Raw genomic sequence first — 18,755 nt, 5'->3', positions numbered from 1 at the left:
CGCCGGCAGCGCGCGGCGCGCTCACGACGTCAGCCCCATGCGGCAGATGCGCTGGTGCCACGGATCGCCACCGGCGTAGCCGCCGAGCCGCTGGATGGACGCTGCGAACTCGGCTTCCATGCGGGCGCACAGCACCGAGGCGGGCGGGATGTCGCGCAGCGAACCGACCCCGTGACCGGCCGACCAGATGTCTTTCCAGGCCTTGCCCTCGTGGTCCAGTTCCTTGCCCAGATCCACCGCGCCGTGCATGTCCGGCGCGTCGAGCGCGATGCCGTTGGCTTCGAGGCTGGGGCGCAGGAAGTTCGCCGGAATCCCCGAAATCCTCGGCGTGTAGACGATGTCCTTGGCGCTGGAATTCAGCAGCATCTGCTTGTAGGCGGCGCTGGCCATGCTTTCGCGCGTGGCGATGAAGCGGGTGCCGGCGCACGCCAGATCGGCGCCGGCGGCGATCGCGGCGGCGATGTGCGCGCCATTGCTGACGGCGCCGGCCAGCACGATCTGCTTGTCGGTGAGCTGGCGCAATTCGGCCACGAACGCGAACGGATTCAGGGTGCCGCCATGCCCGCCCGCCCCGGCGCAGACCGCGATCAGGCCATCCACTCCGGCCTCCAGCGCCTTTTCGGCATGGCGCACGCTGGTCACATCGTGCAGGACGACGCCGCCATGGTCCTGGATCCGCAGCACGATGTCGTGAACCGCACCAAGCGAGGTGATGACGATGGGCACCCGATAGCGCAAGGTCAGCTCCAGGTCCGCCTGCAGGCGCCGATTGCTGCCGTGCACGATCAGGTTGACCGCGTACGGCGCGACCCGGTCGCAGCCGGCGAGCGGGCCTTCGCGCAGGCCCTGGGCGATCTGTTGCAGCCAGTGCTCGTAGCCTGCGCTGCTGCGTTGGTTCAAGGCCGGAAAGGCGCCGATCACGCCGCTGCGTGCGGCGGCGACCACCAGATCGGGTCCGGACACCAGGAACATCGGCGAGACGATGAGCGGAAGTCGCAGCTGCGAGATGTCGAGTGGCATGGCGTTCCTGCGGTTCGATGGCGGTGGAGGGCGGCCAGCGAACTGTAGTGCTCTGCAGCATGTCCGGACCCAGACTATGGGTTGGGTCGCGAGCGGCGCAACCGCGCGATTGTTGTCTCCGCAACGCCGGCATCTGCCGGCGACGCCGCTGGAGGACACCATGTTCGATTACCTGAAGTACACGTTGAATTCGGCCTTGCTCGTCGCCTCGATCTACGGGCTGTGGCTCGGCGGAACCTATGTCTGGCTCGGCGCGGGATCGCTGTTCGGCATCCTGTTGTTCGACGCGTTCCTGGACCCCGATTACGCGATCCGCGACAAGCGCCATCCCTGGCTGTACGACGCCATTGCCGTGGTCCAGCTGACGATCGGGTTCTTCCAGATCCTGTTCTATGCGTGGCTGGTGGGCCGCGGGCATTTCAGCACGGCGGCGCAGGGCATCGGCGCGTTCGCCACGATGATCTTCACCCAATTCGTGCTGGTGGCGCCGGCGCTGCACGAGTTGTTCCACCGCGAGAGCGCATTTCTGCGCTGGTACGGCCGATTGGGCATGGTCATGATCTTCGATCCGTGGCGCGAGATCACCCACGTGGTCACCCATCATGTGAACACCGTGACCCCGACCGATCCGGACTATGCGCGTCGCGGCGATACCCTCTACGGGCATCTGCTGCGCACGTTCCGCGGCCAGATCGTGGAGTCGTACCATCTGGAAAAGCAGATGTGGACCAAGCGCGACCGCCGCTGGTGGGACCCGCGCAACCCCTGGGTGTACCGGGTAGGCCTGCTGCTGGGCTTCGTGGCCCTGCTGCATGCGATCGGCGGCTGGAAGGGCGCCGTTGCCGGCGTGGCGGTGTGCGTGTTCGGACCGCGCACGTTCCTGGAAATCTTCAACTACACCCAGCATTACGGCCTGGTCACCGGCAAGCCCGGCCGGTTCGAGAAGCACCAGACCTGGAATCATCTGACCCCCTTCGTGCGCATCATGGCGATGGAGATCACCAACCACGCCGGCCACCACGAGGACAGCTACAAGCCGTTCTACGCACTGGTGCCGGACCGGACCGGCCCCAGGCAGCCGCAGTTCCTGATCTGCCTGCTGCTGTCGTTCGTGCCGCCGCTGTGGTTCCTGATGATCAAGCCGCTGTTGCGCGACTGGGACCGAACCTACGCCACGCCCCAGGAGCGCGAGATCGCCGAAGCGGAAAACATCCGCGCCGGCTGGGAGGATCTCAACGAAGACGCCGCCACCGCGCGTCTGCGCCACGCCGCCGCGCTCTGAATCGGCGCACTGCGTTGTTCACGGAGGGATTGCATGCTGAACGAACCCATGGCGCCATCGCCCAGCGACGACGCTCCGCTGCCGGCCGACGCGCGCGGCACGTGCCGGATCACCTTGAAGAACGGCAAAGGCAGCTTCGATGTCGGCCGCAATGAAGTGTTGCTGCTTGCGGCGCTTGGCCAGGGGATCAACTATCCGCACAGTTGCCGCGTCGGCACCTGCGGACGCTGCAAGACCCGCCTGGTCTCCGGACGCATCAGCCCGCTGGTCGATTTCGCGCTGTCGCCGTTGAACAACGAGGAGCTGCGCGGCGGCTACATTCTCGCCTGCCAGGCCAAGGTGCGCGGCGACCTGACGGTCGATGTGGAGCTGATCGACCATGACGTGGTGCTGCCGCGCTCGATCGCCGGCACGATCAGCGGATGGAAGCGTCTGCCGGGCGAGGTGATCGACCTGCGCATCGCCTTGGAGCAGCCGCTGGTGTTCGAAGCGGGCCAGTACGCGGCGCTGGCGGTCTCCGGTTCGTTCGTGCGCCGCTCCTTCTCCTTCTACGACGCCCCGCCCGGACCGGAAGGCGCCAGCGAGGTCGGGTTCCTGGTCAAGCGCCTGCCGGGCGGACGCTTCTCGGAGTGGCTGGCGGCACAGGACCGACGCGGCACGCGCATCTGGGTCGAGGCGCCGTTCGGGCAGATGGGCCTGGACGACACGCCGCGGGAATCCCTGTGCATCGCCGGCGGCACCGGCGTCGCACCGATCCTGTCGATCGCCGAAGACCGTCTGCTGCGCTATCCCGAGCATCCGGTCACCGTCGTATTCGGCGTGCGCGCCGCCAATGACCTGTTCGCGATGGATCGCTTGCAGCGGCTGCAGCGCATCGCCGGCGATGGGCGGCTGCGGGTCATTCCGGTGCTGTCGCACGAGCCGGACCACAGCGCCTGGCAGGGCGCGCGTGGCCTGGTCACCGCGCCGCTGGATGCCGGCCTGGCGGTGGACTTCCAACGCCTTTCGGCCTTCGTATGCGGCGCGTTGCCGATGGTCGAGGCGGTCGAGAAGCGATTGCGCGCGCTTGGCGTGGATGGCGCGCGCATCCACGCCGACAAGTTCGAGCCCTCCGGCCATTGACGGCCCGCACGCGCTCGGCGGCGTGTTCGCTCACCACGACGGCGGCCGCTGCCGAGTGCGGCCGCGATGACCCTGGAATACCGATGACGACTGCTTACATCTACGACCACGTAAGAACGCCGCGCGGCCGCGGCAAGCCCGATGGCGCGCTGCACGAGGCCACCGCGGTATGGCTGGCACAGACCGTGCTGTCGCATCTGCGCGAGCGCAGCGACCTGGACACGCGCCATGTCGACGACGTGATCTTCGGGGTGGTCAGTCCGGTCGCCGAGCAGGGCCAATGCCTGCCACGGGTCGCCGCGCTGGCCGCCGGCTATGCGCAGGAAACGGCCGGGGTCCAGATCAACCGCTTTTGCGGGTCGGGCCTGGAGGCCATCAACCTGGCGAGCGGCAAGATCGCCGCCGGCGCCGCCGATTTCGTGGTGGCCGGCGGCTGCGAATCGATGTCGCGCGTCCCGATCCTGTCCGATGGCGGTGCGTGGAGTACGGATCCGTCGATCGCGTTCCTGACCCATTTCATCCCGCAGGGCATCAGCGCCGACCTGATGGCCAGCAAATGGAACTATAGCCGCGAGGCGCTGGATGGATTCGCGGTACGCAGCCACCAGCGCGCCGCCTGCGCGTGGAGCGAAGGGCGCTTCGCCGGATCGGTGGTGCCGGTGCGCGACGTACTGGGCGATGTGCTGCTGGACCGGGACGAAATGGTGAGAGCCGACAGCAGCCTGGCCTCGCTCGGGGCGTTGCAGCCCGCGTTCGCGCAACTGGGCGCGAGCGGCGGCTTCGATGCGCTGGCGGTGGCGCGCTATCCGGAGGTGGAACGCATCGAGCATCGTCATCATGCCGGCAACTCCTCGGCCATCGTCGATGGCGCGTGCGCGGTGCTGCTCGGCAGCCGCCAGGCCGGACAAGCCGCCGGCCTGCGCCCGCGGGCGCGGATCCGCGCCTTCGCCGAGATCGGTTCGGAACCCACGATCATGCTGACCGCGCCGGCGTTCGCCGCGCACAAGGCGCTGCGCCGCGCCGGGATGCAGCCTGGCGACATCGACCTGTACGAAGTCAACGAGGCGTTCGCGGCAGTGCCGCTGCGCTTCATCGACGCCCTCGGCATCGATCCGGAGCGGGTCAACGTCAACGGCGGCGCGATCGCCATGGGACATCCGCTCGGCGCCACGGGCGCGATCATCCTCGGCACCGCGCTGGACGAACTGGAGCGGACCGGCGCCGGTACGGCGCTGGCGACGCTGTGCATCGGCGCCGGCATGGGCGTGGCCACCATCATCGAACGGATCTGAGCGCCATGCCTGCCGACACTTCCCGCCCCGAGTCTTCGCCCAACGCCATGATCACCACGACCGTCGCCGACAAGATCGCCGTGCTCTCCATCGACATGCCCGGCCGCAGCATGAACGTGCTGACCCTGGCGCTGGTGGCCGAACTGCGCCAGGCCTTCGACGCCGCCGTCGCCGACCCGCGCGTCGATGCCATCGTCATCACCAGCGGCAAGGCCAGCTTCATCGCCGGCGCCGATCTGGCGCAGATGGCGGACTTCGTCCGGCCCGGCGCCGATGCGCACGACGGCCTGGCGCGGATCGCCGCGTATGGCGACCTGTTCAGGCATATCGAAACCGCGGCCAAACCGGTGCTCGGGGTGGCGCCCGGCACCGCCTTGGGCGGCGGTCTCGAACTGTTGCTGGCCACCCACTACCGCATCGTCGCTGCGGTGCCGTCTGCGCGCTTCGGCTTCCCGGAGGTGCATCTGGGCCTGCTGCCGGGCGCCGGCGGCACCCAGCGGCTGCCGCGGCTGGTCGGCATTGCCGCCAGCCTGCCGCTGCTGGTCCAGGGCCGCGAGCTGGACGCGGCAGCGGCATTGAAAGCCGGGCTGGTGCACGAAGTGGCGGAGCCGGCGACGCTGATCGACGCGGCGCGGGCGGCCTTGGCGGCGGGCAGGGTGGAGGCGTGCGCGCCGTGGGACAGGAAGGGATTCAGGCTGCCGGGCGGTGCCGCGGATGCGCCGGCCAACGCCGCGGTCCTGGCAACGGCCATCGCCACCGCGCATGCCGCCACGCGCGGCAACTACCCGGCGCCGCAGGCGATCCTGCGGGCGGTCTACGAAGGCAGCAAGCTGCCGATCGACAAGGCCTTGCGGCTGGAGCAGAAGCTGTTCGTGACGCTGGTGCGCGGCCGTCCCGCGCAGCACCTGATCCGCACGCTGTTCTTCGCCAAGCAGTCGGCCGACAAGCTGGCCAGGCGCCCGGCGCAGGTACCGGCGAGCGCGGTGCGCACGCTCGGCGTGCTCGGTGCCGGCTTCATGGGAGCCGGCATCGCGCAGATCTCGGCGCTGGCCGGAATCGACGTGGTGCTGGTCGACCGCAGCGTGGAGATCGCCCAGGCCAGCCGCGAGGGGATCGCCACGGCGCTGCAGGGGGACGTCGACAAGGGCCGCCTGTCCGCCGATGCCCGCGCGCGGGCGCTGCAGCGGATCAGCGCGGCAGGCGGCTACGAGGCGTTCGCCGGCTGCGAGCTGGTGATCGAGGCCGTGGTCGAGGACGCCAAGGTCAAGGCGCAGGTGATCGAGGCGGCCGAGGCGGTGCTGGGCGCGAACGCCATCTTCGCCAGCAACACCTCGGCGTTGCCGATCGACGATCTGGCCAGGGCCAGCGTGCGCCCGGCCAACTTCATCGGCCTGCATTACTTCTCGCCGGTCCCGCGGATGGCGCTGGTCGAGGTCATCGTCGGCGCCAGGACCTCCGAGGAAACCCTGGCGCGCGCGCTCGACTACATCCGGCAGATCCGCAAGACCCCGATCGTGGTGCGCGATGGCTACGGCTTCTACACCACCCGCTGCGTCGACGCCTACATCCGCGAGGGCATTCGCCTGCTGGCCGACGGGGTCGATCCGGTACGGGTGGAAAACGCCGGCATCGCCCTGGGCATGCCGGTCGGCCCGCTGGCCCTGGCCGACGAGGTCGGCGTGGACGTGCTGCACCATATCGCCGATTTCTTCCGCAGCCGCGAGCGCGGCGATTGGGCGGACGATCGCCATCTGCGGGTCAAGACCATCATCGATGCGCTGGCCGCGGCGCGGCGCTACGGGCGCAAGTCCGGTGCCGGGTTCCATGCGTATCCGTCCGGCGCGGCAAAGCGGCTGGATCTGGGCTACATCGCCGGCCTGGCGACACCGCGCGCAGAGGCGGATCAGCCGCCCCAGGCCGCGATCCGCGAACGGTTGCTGTACGCCCAACTCCTGGAGGCGGCGCGTTGCTGGGCCGACGGCGTGGTGCAGGACCCGGGCGAAATCGACCTGGGCGCGGTGCTGGGCTGGGCGTTCCCCGGGTATCTCGGCGGGCCGGCCTCGGCCATCGACGCCATCGGCATCGCCGCGTTCGTCGCGCGGCTGACCCAGCTATGCGACGCGCTCGGGCCACGCTTCACGCCTCCGGCCAAATTGGTCGAGGCCGCGGCGAACGGTTTCAGGTTCCACCCATGAGCGCGCTGGCGCCGGTCGAACTGCACCTGGACCAGGCGCAGGGCATCGCCACCCTGACCTTCAACCGGCCGGAGGTGCTCAACGCGATCGACGTGCCGATGGCGCGCGCGATCCGCGATGCGGTGGTGCCGCTGGGCGGCCGCGAGGACGTGCGCTGCATCGTGCTGGCCGGCGCCGGCCGGGCCTTCGTCGCCGGGGGCGATGTCGCCCGTTTCGCCGACGACTTCGACAGCGCGGCCGATGTCGTCGACCAGCTGCTCGACGCGCTGCATCCGGCCATCGAAACCCTGGCCAAGCACGACGCGCCGGTACTGGCCAGCGTGCGCGGCGCGGTCGCCGGCGCCGGCCTGAGCCTGCTGGCGGGGTGCGACCTGGCGATCGCCGCCGACAGCAGCCGCTTCCTGATGGCCTACGACCGGGTTGGCGCGGCCCCCGACTGCGGCGGGACCTGGTATCTGCCGCGCAAGGTCGGCGTGCGTGCCGCGGCCGAATTGATGTTGCTCGGGGAGGCCTGGGACGCGGCACGGGCGTTGCAGGCCGGGCTGGTCAACACGGTGGTGCCGGAGCGCGAACTCGCCGAGCGGACGCAGGCGCTGGCCGCGCAGCTGGCGAACCGGCCGACGCGCGCGCTTGGCGCCTACAAGCGGCTGGTGGCGCAAGCGGCGCACACGCCTCTGCACGAACACCTGCAGGCCGAGCGCGCCGCGTTCAAGCGCGCCACCGCCAGCGCCGATTTCCGCGAGGGCGTCAGTGCCTTCCTGCAGCGCCGGGAACCGGCGTTCCGCGGGCGATGACGCGATGTCCACCTGCTCCGCAGCCAACCCAGGGATGCCCATGAATCTGTTGAACATGAATGAAAAAGTCGTGTTGGTCACCGGCGCCGCCGGAGGCTTCGGGCGGCGCACCAGCGAGCTGCTGGCCAGGGCGGGGGCGAAGGTCGTCGCCACCGACCTGGATGGCGACGGCGCCGCCGAGACCGCGCGCCTTTGCGCCGCGCACGGCGCGCAGGCATGGAGCTTCGCCCACGACGTCAGCTCCGAAGAGGATTGGCGGCGAGTGATCGCGCACACCGGCGAACGCACCCAGGGACGCCTGGACGGATTGGTCAACAACGCCGGCAGGATGCTGACCAAGCCGTTTCTGCGCACCAGCCTGGCCGAACTGCACGCACTGCAGGCGATCAACCTGGACAGTATCTGGATCGGCATGCAGACCGCCTATCCGTTGCTGTCGGCCACCGCGGCGGCGCACGGCGGCGCGGCCGTGGTCAACATTTCCTCGGTATTCGGTCAGGTTGCGGCGGTGGCGCAGGCGGCCTACTCGGCGACCAAGGGCGGGGTCACGATCCTGACCAAGTCGGTTGCCGCCGAATTCGCCCGCGCCGGCGCGAACGTTCGGGTCAATTCGGTGCATCCTGGCCCGGGCAACACGCCGCTGCTGGAAAACGGCCTGAAGGAACTGATCCAGGAAGGCCTGGTCGCGTCTCCCGAACAAGGCGCCGCGCTGGTGCTGGGGCTGATTCCGAACGGCCGCCTCACCGAGCCGGAGGATGTCGCCAACACGATCCTGTTCCTGGTCTCCGATCTCTCCCGCAACATCACCGGCGCCGAATTCGACGTCGATGGCGGCTACACCGCGGTCTGATCGATGGAAGAGCAGCACCAACTCATCTACCAGGCGGCGCGGCGCTTTTCGCGGGAGGTTCTGGCGCCCGGCGCGGCGCGGCGCGAGCGCGACAAGACCATCGAACCGGAGGCGATCGGCGGACTGGCCGAACTCGGCTTGCTGGGGATGACCGTGTCGCCGGACTACGACGGGGTCGGCTCGGACTACGTCGGCTACGCGCTGGCCTTGATGGCCATCGCCGAGGGCGACGGCGCGGTGTCCACGCTGATGAGCGTGCACAACGCGCCGTTCTGCGCCATCCTCGAGCGGTTCGGATCGCCCGCGCAGAAACAGGAGGTACTCAAGCCTGCCGCCCGCGGCGAAGGCATCGGCGCGTTCGCGCTGACCGAAAGCCACGCCGGTTCGGACGCCGCCGCGATCCGCACGCGCGCGCGGCGTTGCGGCGATGGCTACGTGATCGATGGCAGCAAGCAGTTCATCACCAGCGGCAAGATCGCGCGCTACGCGGTGGTATTCGCGGTGACCGATCCGGACAAGGGCAAGCGCGGCATCAGCGCGTTCCTGGTGCCGACCGATGCCCCTGGTTACCAGGTCAGCAAGGTCGAACGCAAAACCGGGCAGAAGGCCAGCGACACCTGCAGCCTGACCTTCCAGGAGTTGCATCTTTCCAAGCAGGCGTTGCTGGGCGAGGAAGGGCAGGGCTACGCGATCGCGCTGTCCAGCCTGGAGGCCGGACGCATCGGCATCGCGGCGCAGAGCGTCGGCATGGCGCAGGCCGCACTGGAGGCCGCCATCGCCTACGCCGCCGAGCGCAGCAGCTTCGGCAAGCCGTTGCTGCAGCACCAGGCGGTGGCGTTCCGGCTGGCCGACAGCCGCGCGCGACTGGAGGCGGCGCGCCAGTTGGTGCTGTCCGCGGCGCGGCTGAAGGACGCCGGGGTCCCGGCGCTGCAGCAGGCCTGCATGGCCAAACTGGTCGCCTCGGAAACCGCCGAACACGTGTGCTCGGCCGCCGTGCAGACCCTGGGCGGCTATGGCTACGTCGAAGACTACCCGGTCGAACGCATCTGGCGCGACGTGCGCGTGTGCCAGATCTACGAGGGCACCTCGGACATCCAGAGAATCATCCTCGCAAGAGGATTGCAGCAATGACGCGGCGCCCGTCGGCGGGCGAGCGCGGCTGATGGCAACAGCACGGGGAGTGCGCGAATGAACGTGTTGCAATGGGGGCTGGCGCTGTTCGCGGCGGTCGCGCTGGGGGGACTGAGCCTGGCGCTGCTGATCGGATTGCGGATCCGATTCCCGCGATGGTGTGCGACCGCGCACGGCTTGCTGGGCTTGCTCGGCTTGCTGGTGTTGTTCGCGGCAAACCTGCATGGCGGCGACGCGCTGCCGCCGCTCGCCTGGTGGGCGCTGGGCGTCCTGCTGGCGGCGCTGTGCGGCGGGCTCATCCTGTTTCGCACGCTGTTCCGCGCGCGCGCGCCGCGGCCGGCGGTGCTGGTGCATGGCGCACTGGCATTGCTCGGCATCTATCTGCTGTATCGCGCGGCCTTCGCTGGTTGAACGCCGCTGTTGCGATGCGGTAGCCGCGTACCAGACTTCCGCATGGGTTCGCCGCGCGGCAAGCGCCCGATCATGGCACCACGCCGATGGCGGTTGACTGTCCCCCACCGATAGCCAGCGCCGGTACATCCGCGTGTCCCCTCTCGTCGGAGAACACGTTCATGCACCACGGATCGCATCACAGGCGCGTACGCGCGCTCACCTTTGTCCCGCTGTTGTGCCTGGGCCTGTGCGGCGTCGGCACGGCGGCCGCGGAGGAATCGCATTGGAGCCTGCGCGGCGGGCCGGTCGGGGTGTTCTGGAACGAATCCTCCACGGTGTCCGTCGCCGGCAGCAAGGTTCCCGGCGGCAGCGTCGCGGCGAAGAACAATGCGTCGCTGGGAGTGGATGTCGGTTACGACCTCGACGACCGCTGGAGCCTGCGTCTGGCGGTCGGCGTTCCCCCGACCACCGAACTGACCACCTCCGGATCGCTGAACGCGCTCGTGCCGCCGCTCAGCGGCAAGCTCGGCAAGGTCAAGTACGGGCCGGCCGTGCTGACGGCGGTGTACCGGTTCAACCCGAACGGTCGCATCGTGCCCTATGTCGGCGCCGGCGCCTCCTACGTGTATGTGTTCGACACGGACGACGGCGACGTTGCCGGCCTCCAGGTGGACAGCGCGTGGGGAAGCGTGCTGCAGGCGGGAATCGACGTGCCGCTGAAACGGGGTTGGTCCTTGTTTCTGGATGCCCGCAAGATCTTGGTCCAGACCCGGGCCAGGGGAACGGTCCCCGCGTTGGGCGGGCCGCCCGCTTCCGTGGCCGTCCACCTGGATCCGCTGATCGTGCACACCGGGATCGAGTACCACTTCTGAGCGCGATCCAGCTCGCCGCTGTCCGCTCGCGCGGCGGCGCCGGGACCGGTTGTCCGCGCAAGCGCGTCGGATGTCCGCTGCCGTTTTTCGGCGTGGCGTCTCCCCGGCACCAACCGTGGGCTGCGATGTCGGCGCGGCTGGCGCCCACTTCACAGGCTATGGCAGGAACCCGATGAACCCCGATAATCGTCCAGTCCGACCGGTCGCGCTCCCGACCGCCTGCAACTTCATCGGCGGCAGGTTCGTCGATGCACCGGATACCGGTCGCATCGACGTGCGCGATCCCGCCAGCGGCGATGTCATCGGCGACATTCCGCGCAGCGATGCCGCCACGGTCGATCGCGCCGTCAACGCCGCACGCTCCGCATTCGACGACCCGGCCTGGCGCGACATGCCGCCCTGCGCGCGCGAACGCCTGTTGCACCGCTTCGCCGAACTGCTGGAAGCCGATGCGGCCAACCTGGCGGCATTGGAAAGCCTGGACAGCGGCAAGCCGATCGCCTTCTCCAGCGGCATCGATGTGCCGTATTCGGTCGCATGGCTGCGCTACTACGCTGGCTGGCCGAGCAAGCTGACCGGCAAGACGCAGGTGCCGGCCATCCATGGTCCCAACTTCCACGCCTACACCTTGCGCCAGCCGGTCGGCGTGGTGGGACTGATCGTGCCGTGGAACTACCCGCTGGTGCTGGCGGTGTGGAAATTGGCTCCCGCGCTGGCGGCAGGCTGCACGGTGCTGCTCAAGCCGGCGCAGAACACCCCGTATTCGGCGTTGCGCCTGGCCGAGTTCGCCGCGCAGGCGGGGTTTCCGCCGGGGGTGTTCAATGTGGTGCTGGGCGATGCCGCGACCGGCCAGGCCATCGTCGATCATCCCGGGGTGGCGAAGATCTCGTTCACCGGGTCGACCCGGGTCGGCAAGCAGATACTTGCCAGCGTCGCCAGGGATCTCAAGCGGGTGACGCTGGAGCTGGGTGGCAAGTCGCCGACGATCCTGCTGCCCGATGCGGACCTGGAAAGCGCCATCCCCGGCGCCGCGCAGTCCGCGTTCGTGCACGCGGGGCAGATCTGTTTCGCCGGCACCCGCCTGTTCGCGCCGCGCAAGCAGTTCGACAAGGTGCTCGAGGGCGTCGCGCAGGTGGCCGCGGCGCTGCCGATCGGCGATCCGCTCGACCCGGCCACGCTGCTCGGGCCGGTGATCAGCCAGGTGCAGCTGGACGCGGTGCTCGGCAAGGTGGAGGCGAGCGTGAAAGCGGGCGCCGCCGTGTTCAGCGGAGGGCATCAGGCGCAGCGTCCCGGCTACTACATCGCACCGACCATCCTGGTCACCGAGGACACGGCCAATCCGGGGTTCCGCGACGAATTCTTCGGGCCTGTGCTGATGGCCACGCCCTACGACGACCTCGACCAGGTCGCGGCGATGGCCAACGATAGCGACTACGGCCTGGCTGCCCACATCCACACGCGCGATCTCGCCGCGGCACACCAGTTGGCGCGCCGGCTGCAGGCCGGCACGGTGTGGATCAATACCCAGCTCAGCCCGGATCCGAGCATGCCGTTCGGCGGCTTCAAGCAATCGGGCTGGGGACGCGAGAACGGCGAGGACGTGTTCGATCACTACCTCGAAACCAAGAGCGTGATCGCCCGGATCGGGTAATCGGGATGCGGGACAGCCAAGCCATGACCGAACGATCGGAATTCAGTCTGCAATTCACCCAGGGGCTGCATCGCGCCGCTCGCCTGCACCCGCAACGAATCGCGACGATCTGCGGCGATCGCCAGCGCAGCTATGGCGAACTGATCGACCGCGTCGCGCGGCTCGCCGCGGGGCTCATCGCGCACGGTGCGGTGCGCGATACCTGCATTGCCATGTTGGGTCTGAATTCCGATCGCTATCTGGAGTACTACCTCGCCGTGCCATGGGCGGGCGCCATCGTGAATCCGGTCAATTTCCGTTGGAGCCCGGCCGAGATCCAGCATGCGCTGAACGACTCGCAGTCGGAGATCCTGTTCCTGGACGACGGCTTCGCCGGTCTGGCCGACGCGCTGCTGGCCGCTTGCGCAAAGCTGCGTGTCGTCGTCTTCTGCGGCGACGGCCGCTGTCCCGAGGGATGCGTGGACGTGGAGACGCTGATCGCGGCGAGCGCGCCCGTGAACGATGCAGGACTGGGCGGCGAGGACGTGTTCGGCGTGTTCTATACCGGCGGCACCACCGGATTGCCGAAGGGCGTGCTGCTGTCGCATGCCAGCGTGCTGATCTCCGCCATGGGGCTGATGCTCGAGGGCCCCTTCCGCGGCGATGCGATCTCGCTGCACGCAGCGCCGATGTTCCACCTGGCCGACCTGATGAATACCGCCGGCCAGGTGCTTGGGGGCGGGACCCACGTATTCCTTGCCGCGTATCGCCCCGATGCGGTGCTGGCCCTGATCCAGCGCCATCGACTGACCGATCTGCTGCTGGTGCCCGCCATGCTGCAGGCGCTGATCGATCATTCGCAGTTCGCTTCGACCGACGTGAGTTCGGTGCGCCATCTGCTCTACGGTGCGTCTCCCGCGCCCGAGGCGCTGATCGAGCGTGCCCTGCTGGCATTCCCGCAGGTCGCGTTCTACCAGGTCTACGGGATGACCGAAGTCGCCGCGACGATCAGCGTGCTGCCGCCGGACCAGCACCTGCCGTCGCAGCGTGCCAAGGGGCGCCTGCGCTCGGCGGGCCGCTGCTTCTGCCACACCCTGGTGAGGATCGCCGATGGCACGGGCGGCGAAGCAGCGCCGGGGACGGTGGGGGAGATCCTGGTGCGTGGGCCCAATGTCATGCGGCGTTATCTCAACCAGGAAGAAGCCACCGAACGCGCGTTCGATGCCGGCTGGCTATGCACCGGGGACATGGGCTACGTCGACGAGGAAGGCTATGTGTTCATCGTCGACCGGGCCAAGGACATGATCGTCTCGGGCGGCGAGAACGTCTATTCCAACGAAGTGGAGAACGCGATCGCCAGCCATCCGGCGGTGTCGGGCTGCGCGGTCATCGGCATCCCCAGCGAGGAATGGGGCGAAGCCGTCCACGCATTCGTCGTCGTGAAGCCGGGCTGTTCGATCACCCTGCAGGAACTCGCTGCGCATTGCCGCACGCGGGTCGCCGGTTACAAGTGCCCGCGAAGCGTCGAGGTGGTCGCGAGCCTGCCGGTTTCCGGCGCCGGCAAGCTGCTGAAGAACGAGTTGAGGCGGCCGTTCTGGGAAGGGCGCACGCGCAACATCAATTGAGCGTCTGGCGCTTGCCGACGGCCGCGCTCGCAGCGCGGCAGGTCGGCCCGCGATTGGCAGCCTGCGCCCGCGGCTGCCAACGCAGTGGCCCGGGATATGCATAAGCTCCTGGCGAGGGTTCCCACCACGCAGGAGGACGCATTTACGAGTCTTTCAGACAGGGGGCGCCGGCCGAGCTGTGGCAGGCGCTGGTGCACGAGGCAGGGCAGCGGCTGGGCCGGCCGCTGGACGAATCGCGCGAAAGCTATCTGGTGTTCGTGTTGCTGCGCTACCAGGCCGACGGGCATCTGCTGTCGCGTACCCAGGCGCTGGCCTGGCTGCACGCGCAGGAGCAGGTCGGACGCGCCCGCGCCGACGCGCTGCGCGAGGTCGGCGACGGTTGCCTGCTGATCGCCGGCCTGTTCCCCGGCGTGGCCGAGCGGCGCCGGGTCAGCGTGGACTACTTCATCGACCTGGGCCGCGGCGCCTACTACGAAGTGGCCGAGACCCGCGCCAGCGACGCCGGGCTGTTCGCGCAGCTGGCGCGCAGCTACCAGGAACTGGTGCGCACGCTGGGCGCGCTGCGTCCGCCGCGCGGCTGGCGGATCGGGGAGGATGGTTCGCTGCGCGCCTGAGCGGCAGTGCCACTGGATTGATGCATGGGCGTGCGCCGGTGGCGAGCAACGCGCGGCCGCGAAGAACTTGCCCGCTAGCCCATGTGGGAGCGACGTCAGTCGCGACGGGCTTCACCGGTAACGCGCGTCGCGACTGACGTCGCTCCCACAAGTGTTTCCACGACGTTTCGTTGACGTTGGGGATGGGCCGCTAGAACCAGACCCGCACGCCCGCCACCACGCGGGTGTCGCGCATGGCGTCTCCCGCGTCGCGCCGATAGTCGCCCGTGGCGCCGAACGCGCGCTCGTGGACCACGCCCAGATACGGCGCGAAGCGGCGGCTGATCGCGTAGCGCAGGCGCAGCCCGGCCTCGAGCGTGGACAGGCCGCTGCCGATGCCGCGTGCGCGATCGTCGGCGAATGCCACATCCGCTTCCAGCCGCGGCTGCAGGATCCAGCGGTTTGTCAGCAGCACGTCGTATTCGCCTTGCAGCCGTGCGCTGGCCTTGCCGCCTTCGCCGACGTACAGCGTGGCCGCGACCTCGAACTTGTACGGCGCCATGCCCTGCACGCCGAACGCGGCGGAGGTGCGTGCATCGCCGGGGGCGACGTCCTGTTTCACGCCGACCAGCAAGTCCCACCAAGGCGACACCGCGTGGCCGTACAGCGCTTCCAGGTCCGCCGCGTCGGTGCGGCCGCCGCTGCGCTCGCCTTCGCTGCGCAACCACAGCCGGTCGATGTCGCCGCCGTACCAGGCGCTGGCCTCCCAGGCCTGGCCGCTGCCGCGGTCGTTGTCCCAGCCCTCCAGCCGGTCGAACAGCAGGTAGCCAGTGCGCGACGGCGCATGCGGCATCGCGTGCGGACGCAGGACCGGGAACGCGGCGGCGCGGTCGGCATCGGTGAGCGCGGGGATCGGCTCGCGCGGTAGCGCCGACGCGGGCGCACCGGCGCAGGCGCACGTCGCCGCTGTACTGGAGTGAGCATGGCGCGCTTCGGCTTTTGCGGGTTCCCGCTCCCTGGTCCCGGGTCCCGGCTCCGCAGTCCCCGGCTGCATCCCGGCGTGGTCGTGCATGGCGTTGTCGGCCTGCGCTGCGGTCGGCATGCCGTGCTCCATCGTGGCCGGGTGCATGTCCATGTGCTGCATGTCTGCATGGTCCGGCATGGCAGGGTCGGCATGTGCTTCGCGATCCATGTCCATGTCCATGTCCATGTGCTGCATGCGCCCGTCGCGCGCCGTCGCGGCGGCCGGAGCATTGGCGAGCTGTGCGGCGTGACCCATCGCAGCGTGATCGATGCCGGCATGCGCCGTCGCTGCGTCATCGCCGCCGGCGACGGCGGGCGGCGGACACACGCATGCCGCAGGTGCGGATGTGGATGCGGATGCAGGTCCGGTGGCCGATGCTGCGATATCGGCATCGGCAACTCCAGGCGCATGCACATGCTGTGCTCCTGCAGCCCCGTGCGCGACCAGCAGCACCAGGCCAATGGCCTGCGCGAGCGTGGCCAGCGGTACGGCGTTCATGCGTCCACCCGCACTTCGCGCATCATGCCGCCGTCCATGTGGTACAGCAGATGGCAGTGGTAGGCCCAGCGGCCCAGCGCGTCGGCGCGCACGCGGTAGCTGCGGCGCGTGCCCGGCGGCATGTCCACGGTGTGCTTGCGCACCTGGAAGCGGCCGGCGGCGTTCTCCACGTCGCTCCACATGCCGTGCAGGTGGATCGGGTGCTGCATCATCGTGTCGTTGACCAGCACGATGCGCAGGCGTTCGCCGTAGTTGAGCCGCAGCGGCTCGGCGCTGGCGAACGGGATGCCGTCGAAGGACCAGGCGAACTTCTCCATGTTGCCGGTCAGGTGCAGTTCGATCTCGCGCCCGGGTTCGCGGCCGTCGGGGTCGTCGAACAGGCTGTGCAGGTCGGCATAGGTCAGCACCCGGCGGCCGTTGCCGCGCAGGCCGATGCCGGGATCGTCCAGCTTCGGCGTGGTCGCGGAGGATTGCATGTCCACCAGCGGATTGCCGCGTTCGCTGCGCGGGTGCGCGTGCGCGCTGGGCGCTGCGGGCGTGGCGTGATGCATGCCGGCCATGGCGGCCATGCCCATGCTGGCGCCGCAGCCGCCTTCCATGCCTTTCATCGCGGTTGCGCCGCCGCCATGGTCCATGCCGGCGTGCCCGCCCATGGCGTGGCCCATGTCCTGCATGCGCAGCAGCGGGCGCGGATCGTTGGCCGGTACCGGTGCCTGCAGTCCCTGGCGCACGGCCAGGGTGCCGCGCGCATAGCCGGTGCGGCCCATGTCCTGGGCGAACACGGTGTAGGCGTCCTGGCCGCCGGGTTCGACCAGCACGTCGTAGGTCTCGGCCGCGGCGATGCGCAGTTCGTCCACGCTCACCGGGTGCACGTATTGCCCGTCGGCGGCGACCACGGTCATCTTCAGCCCGGGGATGCGCAGGTCGAAGTAGGTCATGCTGGAGGCGTTGATCAGGCGCAGCAGCAGCTTCTCGCCGGGACGGAACTCGCCGGTCCAGTTGCCGCCGGGGGCGACGCCGTTGAGCAGGTAGGTGTAGGTGTTGGCGTTGACGTCGGACAGGTCGCTGGGCGTCATCCGCATGCGTCCCCACATGCCGCGGTCGGCGAGGGTGGCGCGCAGGCCGTCTTCGCGCGCGTCGCGCAGGAAGTCGCCGACGGTGCGCTGGTAGGTGTTGTCGTAGGACGGCATCTTCTTCAGCCGCCGGAACAGCGCCGCCGGGTCCAGGTCGGTCCAGTCCGACAGCAGCAGCACGTGTTCGCGGTCGTAGTGGTAGGGCGGCGGCTGCAGCGGGTCGATCACGATCGCGCCGTACAGGCCGGCCTGTTCCTGGTGCAGCGAGTGGCTGTGGTACCAGTAGGTGCCCGACTGGCGCAGGGTGAAACGGTAGCGGTAGCTTTCGCCGGGATGGATGCCGTCGAAACTCATGCCGGGCACGCCGTCCATGTTCGCCGGCAGCAGGAGGCCGTGCCAGTGCACCGAGGTCTGGGTGTGCCCGGGCAGGCGGTTGGCCACGCGCACCTTGACGCTGTCGCCTTCGCGCCAGCGCAGGATCGGCGCCGGCACGCTGCCGTTGACGGTGATGGCCGGGCGCTCGCGCCCGGTGAAGTTGACCCGCGCGCTGCCGATGCTGAGGTCGAAGTCGGTGCCGTGCAGCTGATACGGCACGGCGCCATTGCGCGCCAGCGTTGCGGCCTGGGCTTGCCGCAGCGACAGGCCGCCGAGGCCGGCGGCGGCGCCCAGCGCCAGTCCGGTGACGAAGCGGCGCCGCGACGGCAGCGCCGGCAGGCCGGAGGAAGGTGGTTTCATGAGCGAGCCTCGATGCGATGCGATGCGCGACCGCGTGGGCGGTGCGTGCGCGGAAGCGACGGCGCGCGGATGCGCGGTCGCCGTGGCGCCGCCCGAGCGGGCGGCGGCGTCGCGATCAGGCGCTGGGAGGTCGCTCCAGCCGGGGCAGGCCGGGCGCACCGCGGCCATCCTGGCGGCCGCCGGGGAACAGGCGTTGCGCGGCGACCGGCAAGGCCAGCGGCAGCGCGATCAGCGCCGGCAGCGGCTGCGCATGCGGGCACTGGCATCCGGCCGCGGTGCCGCAGCAGCCGTGCTTGCCGCCCTTGCTGTGGCCGTCGCCGTCGTGCTCGTGTTCGCGTACCTGCGCCGGCGTGGCTTCATGACAGGGCATCGCCGCGCTGGCGACCTGCGCGGCATGCAGGTGCCTGCCGGCATGGCCTGCGGCCATGGCATGGTCATGGTCCGTGCCTGGCGCTGCGTCGTCCATGCCGTGCATGCCCGGCATCGCCACGGCCGTGCCGGCGCCATTGAGCAGCAGGCTCAGGCACAGCAGCAGGCGGGTCAGCAGGGCGAAGATCGGCACGGAACGCAAAAGCCGCTGGGGGGACGTGCAGAGAATACTGGAGTGATCGCGGCCGGCAAGCGCG

General features: G+C 69.6%; 16 protein-coding genes. 12 read left to right on the top strand and 4 right to left on the bottom strand.

Going from position 1 to position 18,755, the window contains the following annotated elements; translation table 11 throughout:
• Positions 1 to 21: 21 nt before the first annotated feature.
• Complete coding sequence (locus tag NRY95_19435) at positions 22 to 1,182, bottom strand: nitronate monooxygenase (GenBank protein UYC15836.1); 1,161 nt, start codon at positions 1,180 to 1,182, stop codon at positions 22 to 24.
• Between NRY95_19435 and NRY95_19430 the strand changes: the two genes are divergently transcribed.
• The 12 genes from NRY95_19430 (at position 1,181) to NRY95_19375 (ending at position 14,820) form a co-directional block, all read left to right on the top strand.
• Positions 1,181 to 2,302 carry a fatty acid desaturase gene (locus NRY95_19430; GenBank protein UYC15835.1) on the top strand — a complete coding sequence of 374 codons (1,122 nt, stop codon included), beginning with the start codon at positions 1,181 to 1,183 and terminating at the stop codon, positions 2,300 to 2,302. The two genes, NRY95_19435 and NRY95_19430, sit on opposite strands and share 2 nt — an antisense overlap.
• Positions 2,303 to 2,335: 33 nt before the next feature.
• Positions 2,336 to 3,424: a 2Fe-2S iron-sulfur cluster binding domain-containing protein gene (locus NRY95_19425; protein ID UYC15834.1), complete on the top strand. Its 1,089-nt coding sequence runs from the start codon at positions 2,336 to 2,338 to the stop codon at positions 3,422 to 3,424.
• An 83-nt stretch (positions 3,425 to 3,507) separates the two neighbouring features.
• Positions 3,508 to 4,716: an acetyl-CoA C-acetyltransferase gene (locus NRY95_19420; protein ID UYC15833.1), complete on the top strand. Its 1,209-nt coding sequence runs from the start codon at positions 3,508 to 3,510 to the stop codon at positions 4,714 to 4,716.
• Positions 4,717 to 4,763: 47 nt separating this feature from the next.
• Positions 4,764 to 6,911, top strand: coding sequence for a 3-hydroxyacyl-CoA dehydrogenase NAD-binding domain-containing protein (locus tag NRY95_19415; protein ID UYC15832.1), 2,148 nt, complete (start codon positions 4,764 to 4,766; stop codon positions 6,909 to 6,911).
• A complete protein-coding gene (locus NRY95_19410; GenBank protein UYC15831.1) occupies positions 6,908 to 7,705 on the top strand; it encodes an enoyl-CoA hydratase-related protein in 798 nt (265 codons plus the stop codon). Before NRY95_19415 ends, NRY95_19410 begins: the two co-directional genes overlap by 4 nt.
• Positions 7,706 to 7,760: 55 nt before the next feature.
• A complete protein-coding gene (locus NRY95_19405) occupies positions 7,761 to 8,555 on the top strand; it encodes an SDR family oxidoreductase (protein ID UYC15830.1) in 795 nt (264 codons plus the stop codon).
• A 3-nt stretch (positions 8,556 to 8,558) separates the two neighbouring features.
• A complete protein-coding gene (locus NRY95_19400; GenBank protein ID UYC15829.1) occupies positions 8,559 to 9,686 on the top strand; it encodes an acyl-CoA dehydrogenase family protein in 1,128 nt (375 codons plus the stop codon).
• Between the two features lie 57 nt (positions 9,687 to 9,743).
• Positions 9,744 to 10,097, top strand: coding sequence for a hypothetical protein (locus tag NRY95_19395; protein ID UYC15828.1), 354 nt, complete (start codon positions 9,744 to 9,746; stop codon positions 10,095 to 10,097).
• Positions 10,098 to 10,258: 161 nt separating this feature from the next.
• Positions 10,259 to 10,951, top strand: a complete 693-nt coding sequence (locus NRY95_19390; GenBank protein ID UYC15827.1) for an outer membrane beta-barrel protein — start codon at positions 10,259 to 10,261, stop codon at positions 10,949 to 10,951.
• A 172-nt stretch (positions 10,952 to 11,123) separates the two neighbouring features.
• The gene (locus NRY95_19385; protein ID UYC15826.1) at positions 11,124 to 12,602 is read left to right on the top strand and encodes an aldehyde dehydrogenase family protein; all 1,479 of its coding nucleotides are present in this window, start codon (positions 11,124 to 11,126) and stop codon (positions 12,600 to 12,602) included.
• Positions 12,603 to 12,625: 23 nt separating this feature from the next.
• A complete protein-coding gene (locus NRY95_19380) occupies positions 12,626 to 14,206 on the top strand; it encodes a long-chain fatty acid--CoA ligase (GenBank protein ID UYC15825.1) in 1,581 nt (526 codons plus the stop codon).
• A 140-nt stretch (positions 14,207 to 14,346) separates the two neighbouring features.
• The gene (locus NRY95_19375) at positions 14,347 to 14,820 is read left to right on the top strand and encodes a hypothetical protein (GenBank protein ID UYC18644.1); all 474 of its coding nucleotides are present in this window, start codon (positions 14,347 to 14,349) and stop codon (positions 14,818 to 14,820) included.
• Positions 14,821 to 15,010: 190 nt separating this feature from the next.
• Here the strand turns inward: NRY95_19375 and NRY95_19370 are convergent, their stop codons facing one another.
• The 3 genes from NRY95_19370 to NRY95_19360 form a co-directional block, all read right to left on the bottom strand.
• Complete coding sequence (locus tag NRY95_19370) at positions 15,011 to 15,961, bottom strand: copper resistance protein B (protein UYC18643.1); 951 nt, start codon at positions 15,959 to 15,961, stop codon at positions 15,011 to 15,013.
• A gap of 356 nt (positions 15,962 to 16,317) precedes the next feature.
• Entirely contained in the window at positions 16,318 to 18,129 is a 1,812-nt protein-coding gene (locus NRY95_19365) for a copper resistance system multicopper oxidase (protein UYC15824.1), read from the bottom strand.
• A 115-nt stretch (positions 18,130 to 18,244) separates the two neighbouring features.
• Positions 18,245 to 18,691, bottom strand: coding sequence for a CopL family metal-binding regulatory protein (locus NRY95_19360; protein UYC15823.1), 447 nt, complete (start codon positions 18,689 to 18,691; stop codon positions 18,245 to 18,247).
• Positions 18,692 to 18,755: the final 64 nt, after the last annotated feature.

Origin of the sequence: Xanthomonas campestris pv. phormiicola (assembly GCA_025666215.1) — a bacterium.
In the GTDB taxonomy this organism is placed as follows: domain Bacteria; phylum Pseudomonadota; class Gammaproteobacteria; order Xanthomonadales; family Xanthomonadaceae; genus Xanthomonas_A; species Xanthomonas_A campestris_A.
The sequence above is the reverse complement of the archived record's forward strand: the minus strand, read 5'-3'. Positions and strand labels throughout refer to the sequence as shown.

Excerpts from the sequence above, each read along its gene's own strand:
- NRY95_19415 (UYC15832.1), top strand. The coding sequence starts at position 4,764 with ATGATCACCACGACCGTCGCCGACAAGATCGCCGTGCTCTCCATCGAC.
- NRY95_19410 (UYC15831.1), top strand. The coding sequence starts at position 6,908 with ATGAGCGCGCTGGCGCCGGTCGAACTGCACCTGGACCAGGCGCAGGGC.
- NRY95_19400 (UYC15829.1), top strand. The coding sequence starts at position 8,559 with ATGGAAGAGCAGCACCAACTCATCTACCAGGCGGCGCGGCGCTTTTCG.
- NRY95_19430 (UYC15835.1), top strand. The coding sequence starts at position 1,181 with ATGTTCGATTACCTGAAGTACACGTTGAATTCGGCCTTGCTCGTCGCC.
- NRY95_19380 (UYC15825.1), top strand. The coding sequence starts at position 12,626 with ATGACCGAACGATCGGAATTCAGTCTGCAATTCACCCAGGGGCTGCAT.
- NRY95_19385 (UYC15826.1), top strand. The coding sequence starts at position 11,124 with ATGAACCCCGATAATCGTCCAGTCCGACCGGTCGCGCTCCCGACCGCC.
- NRY95_19435 (UYC15836.1), bottom strand. The coding sequence starts at position 1,182 with ATGGTGTCCTCCAGCGGCGTCGCCGGCAGATGCCGGCGTTGCGGAGAC.
- NRY95_19365 (UYC15824.1), bottom strand. The coding sequence starts at position 18,129 with ATGAAACCACCTTCCTCCGGCCTGCCGGCGCTGCCGTCGCGGCGCCGC.
- NRY95_19390 (UYC15827.1), top strand. The coding sequence starts at position 10,259 with ATGCACCACGGATCGCATCACAGGCGCGTACGCGCGCTCACCTTTGTC.
- NRY95_19405 (UYC15830.1), top strand. The coding sequence starts at position 7,761 with ATGAATGAAAAAGTCGTGTTGGTCACCGGCGCCGCCGGAGGCTTCGGG.
- NRY95_19425 (UYC15834.1), top strand. The coding sequence starts at position 2,336 with ATGCTGAACGAACCCATGGCGCCATCGCCCAGCGACGACGCTCCGCTG.
- NRY95_19395 (UYC15828.1), top strand. The coding sequence starts at position 9,744 with ATGAACGTGTTGCAATGGGGGCTGGCGCTGTTCGCGGCGGTCGCGCTG.
- NRY95_19420 (UYC15833.1), top strand. The coding sequence starts at position 3,508 with ATGACGACTGCTTACATCTACGACCACGTAAGAACGCCGCGCGGCCGC.
- NRY95_19370 (UYC18643.1), bottom strand. The coding sequence starts at position 15,961 with ATGCCGGACCATGCAGACATGCAGCACATGGACATGCACCCGGCCACG.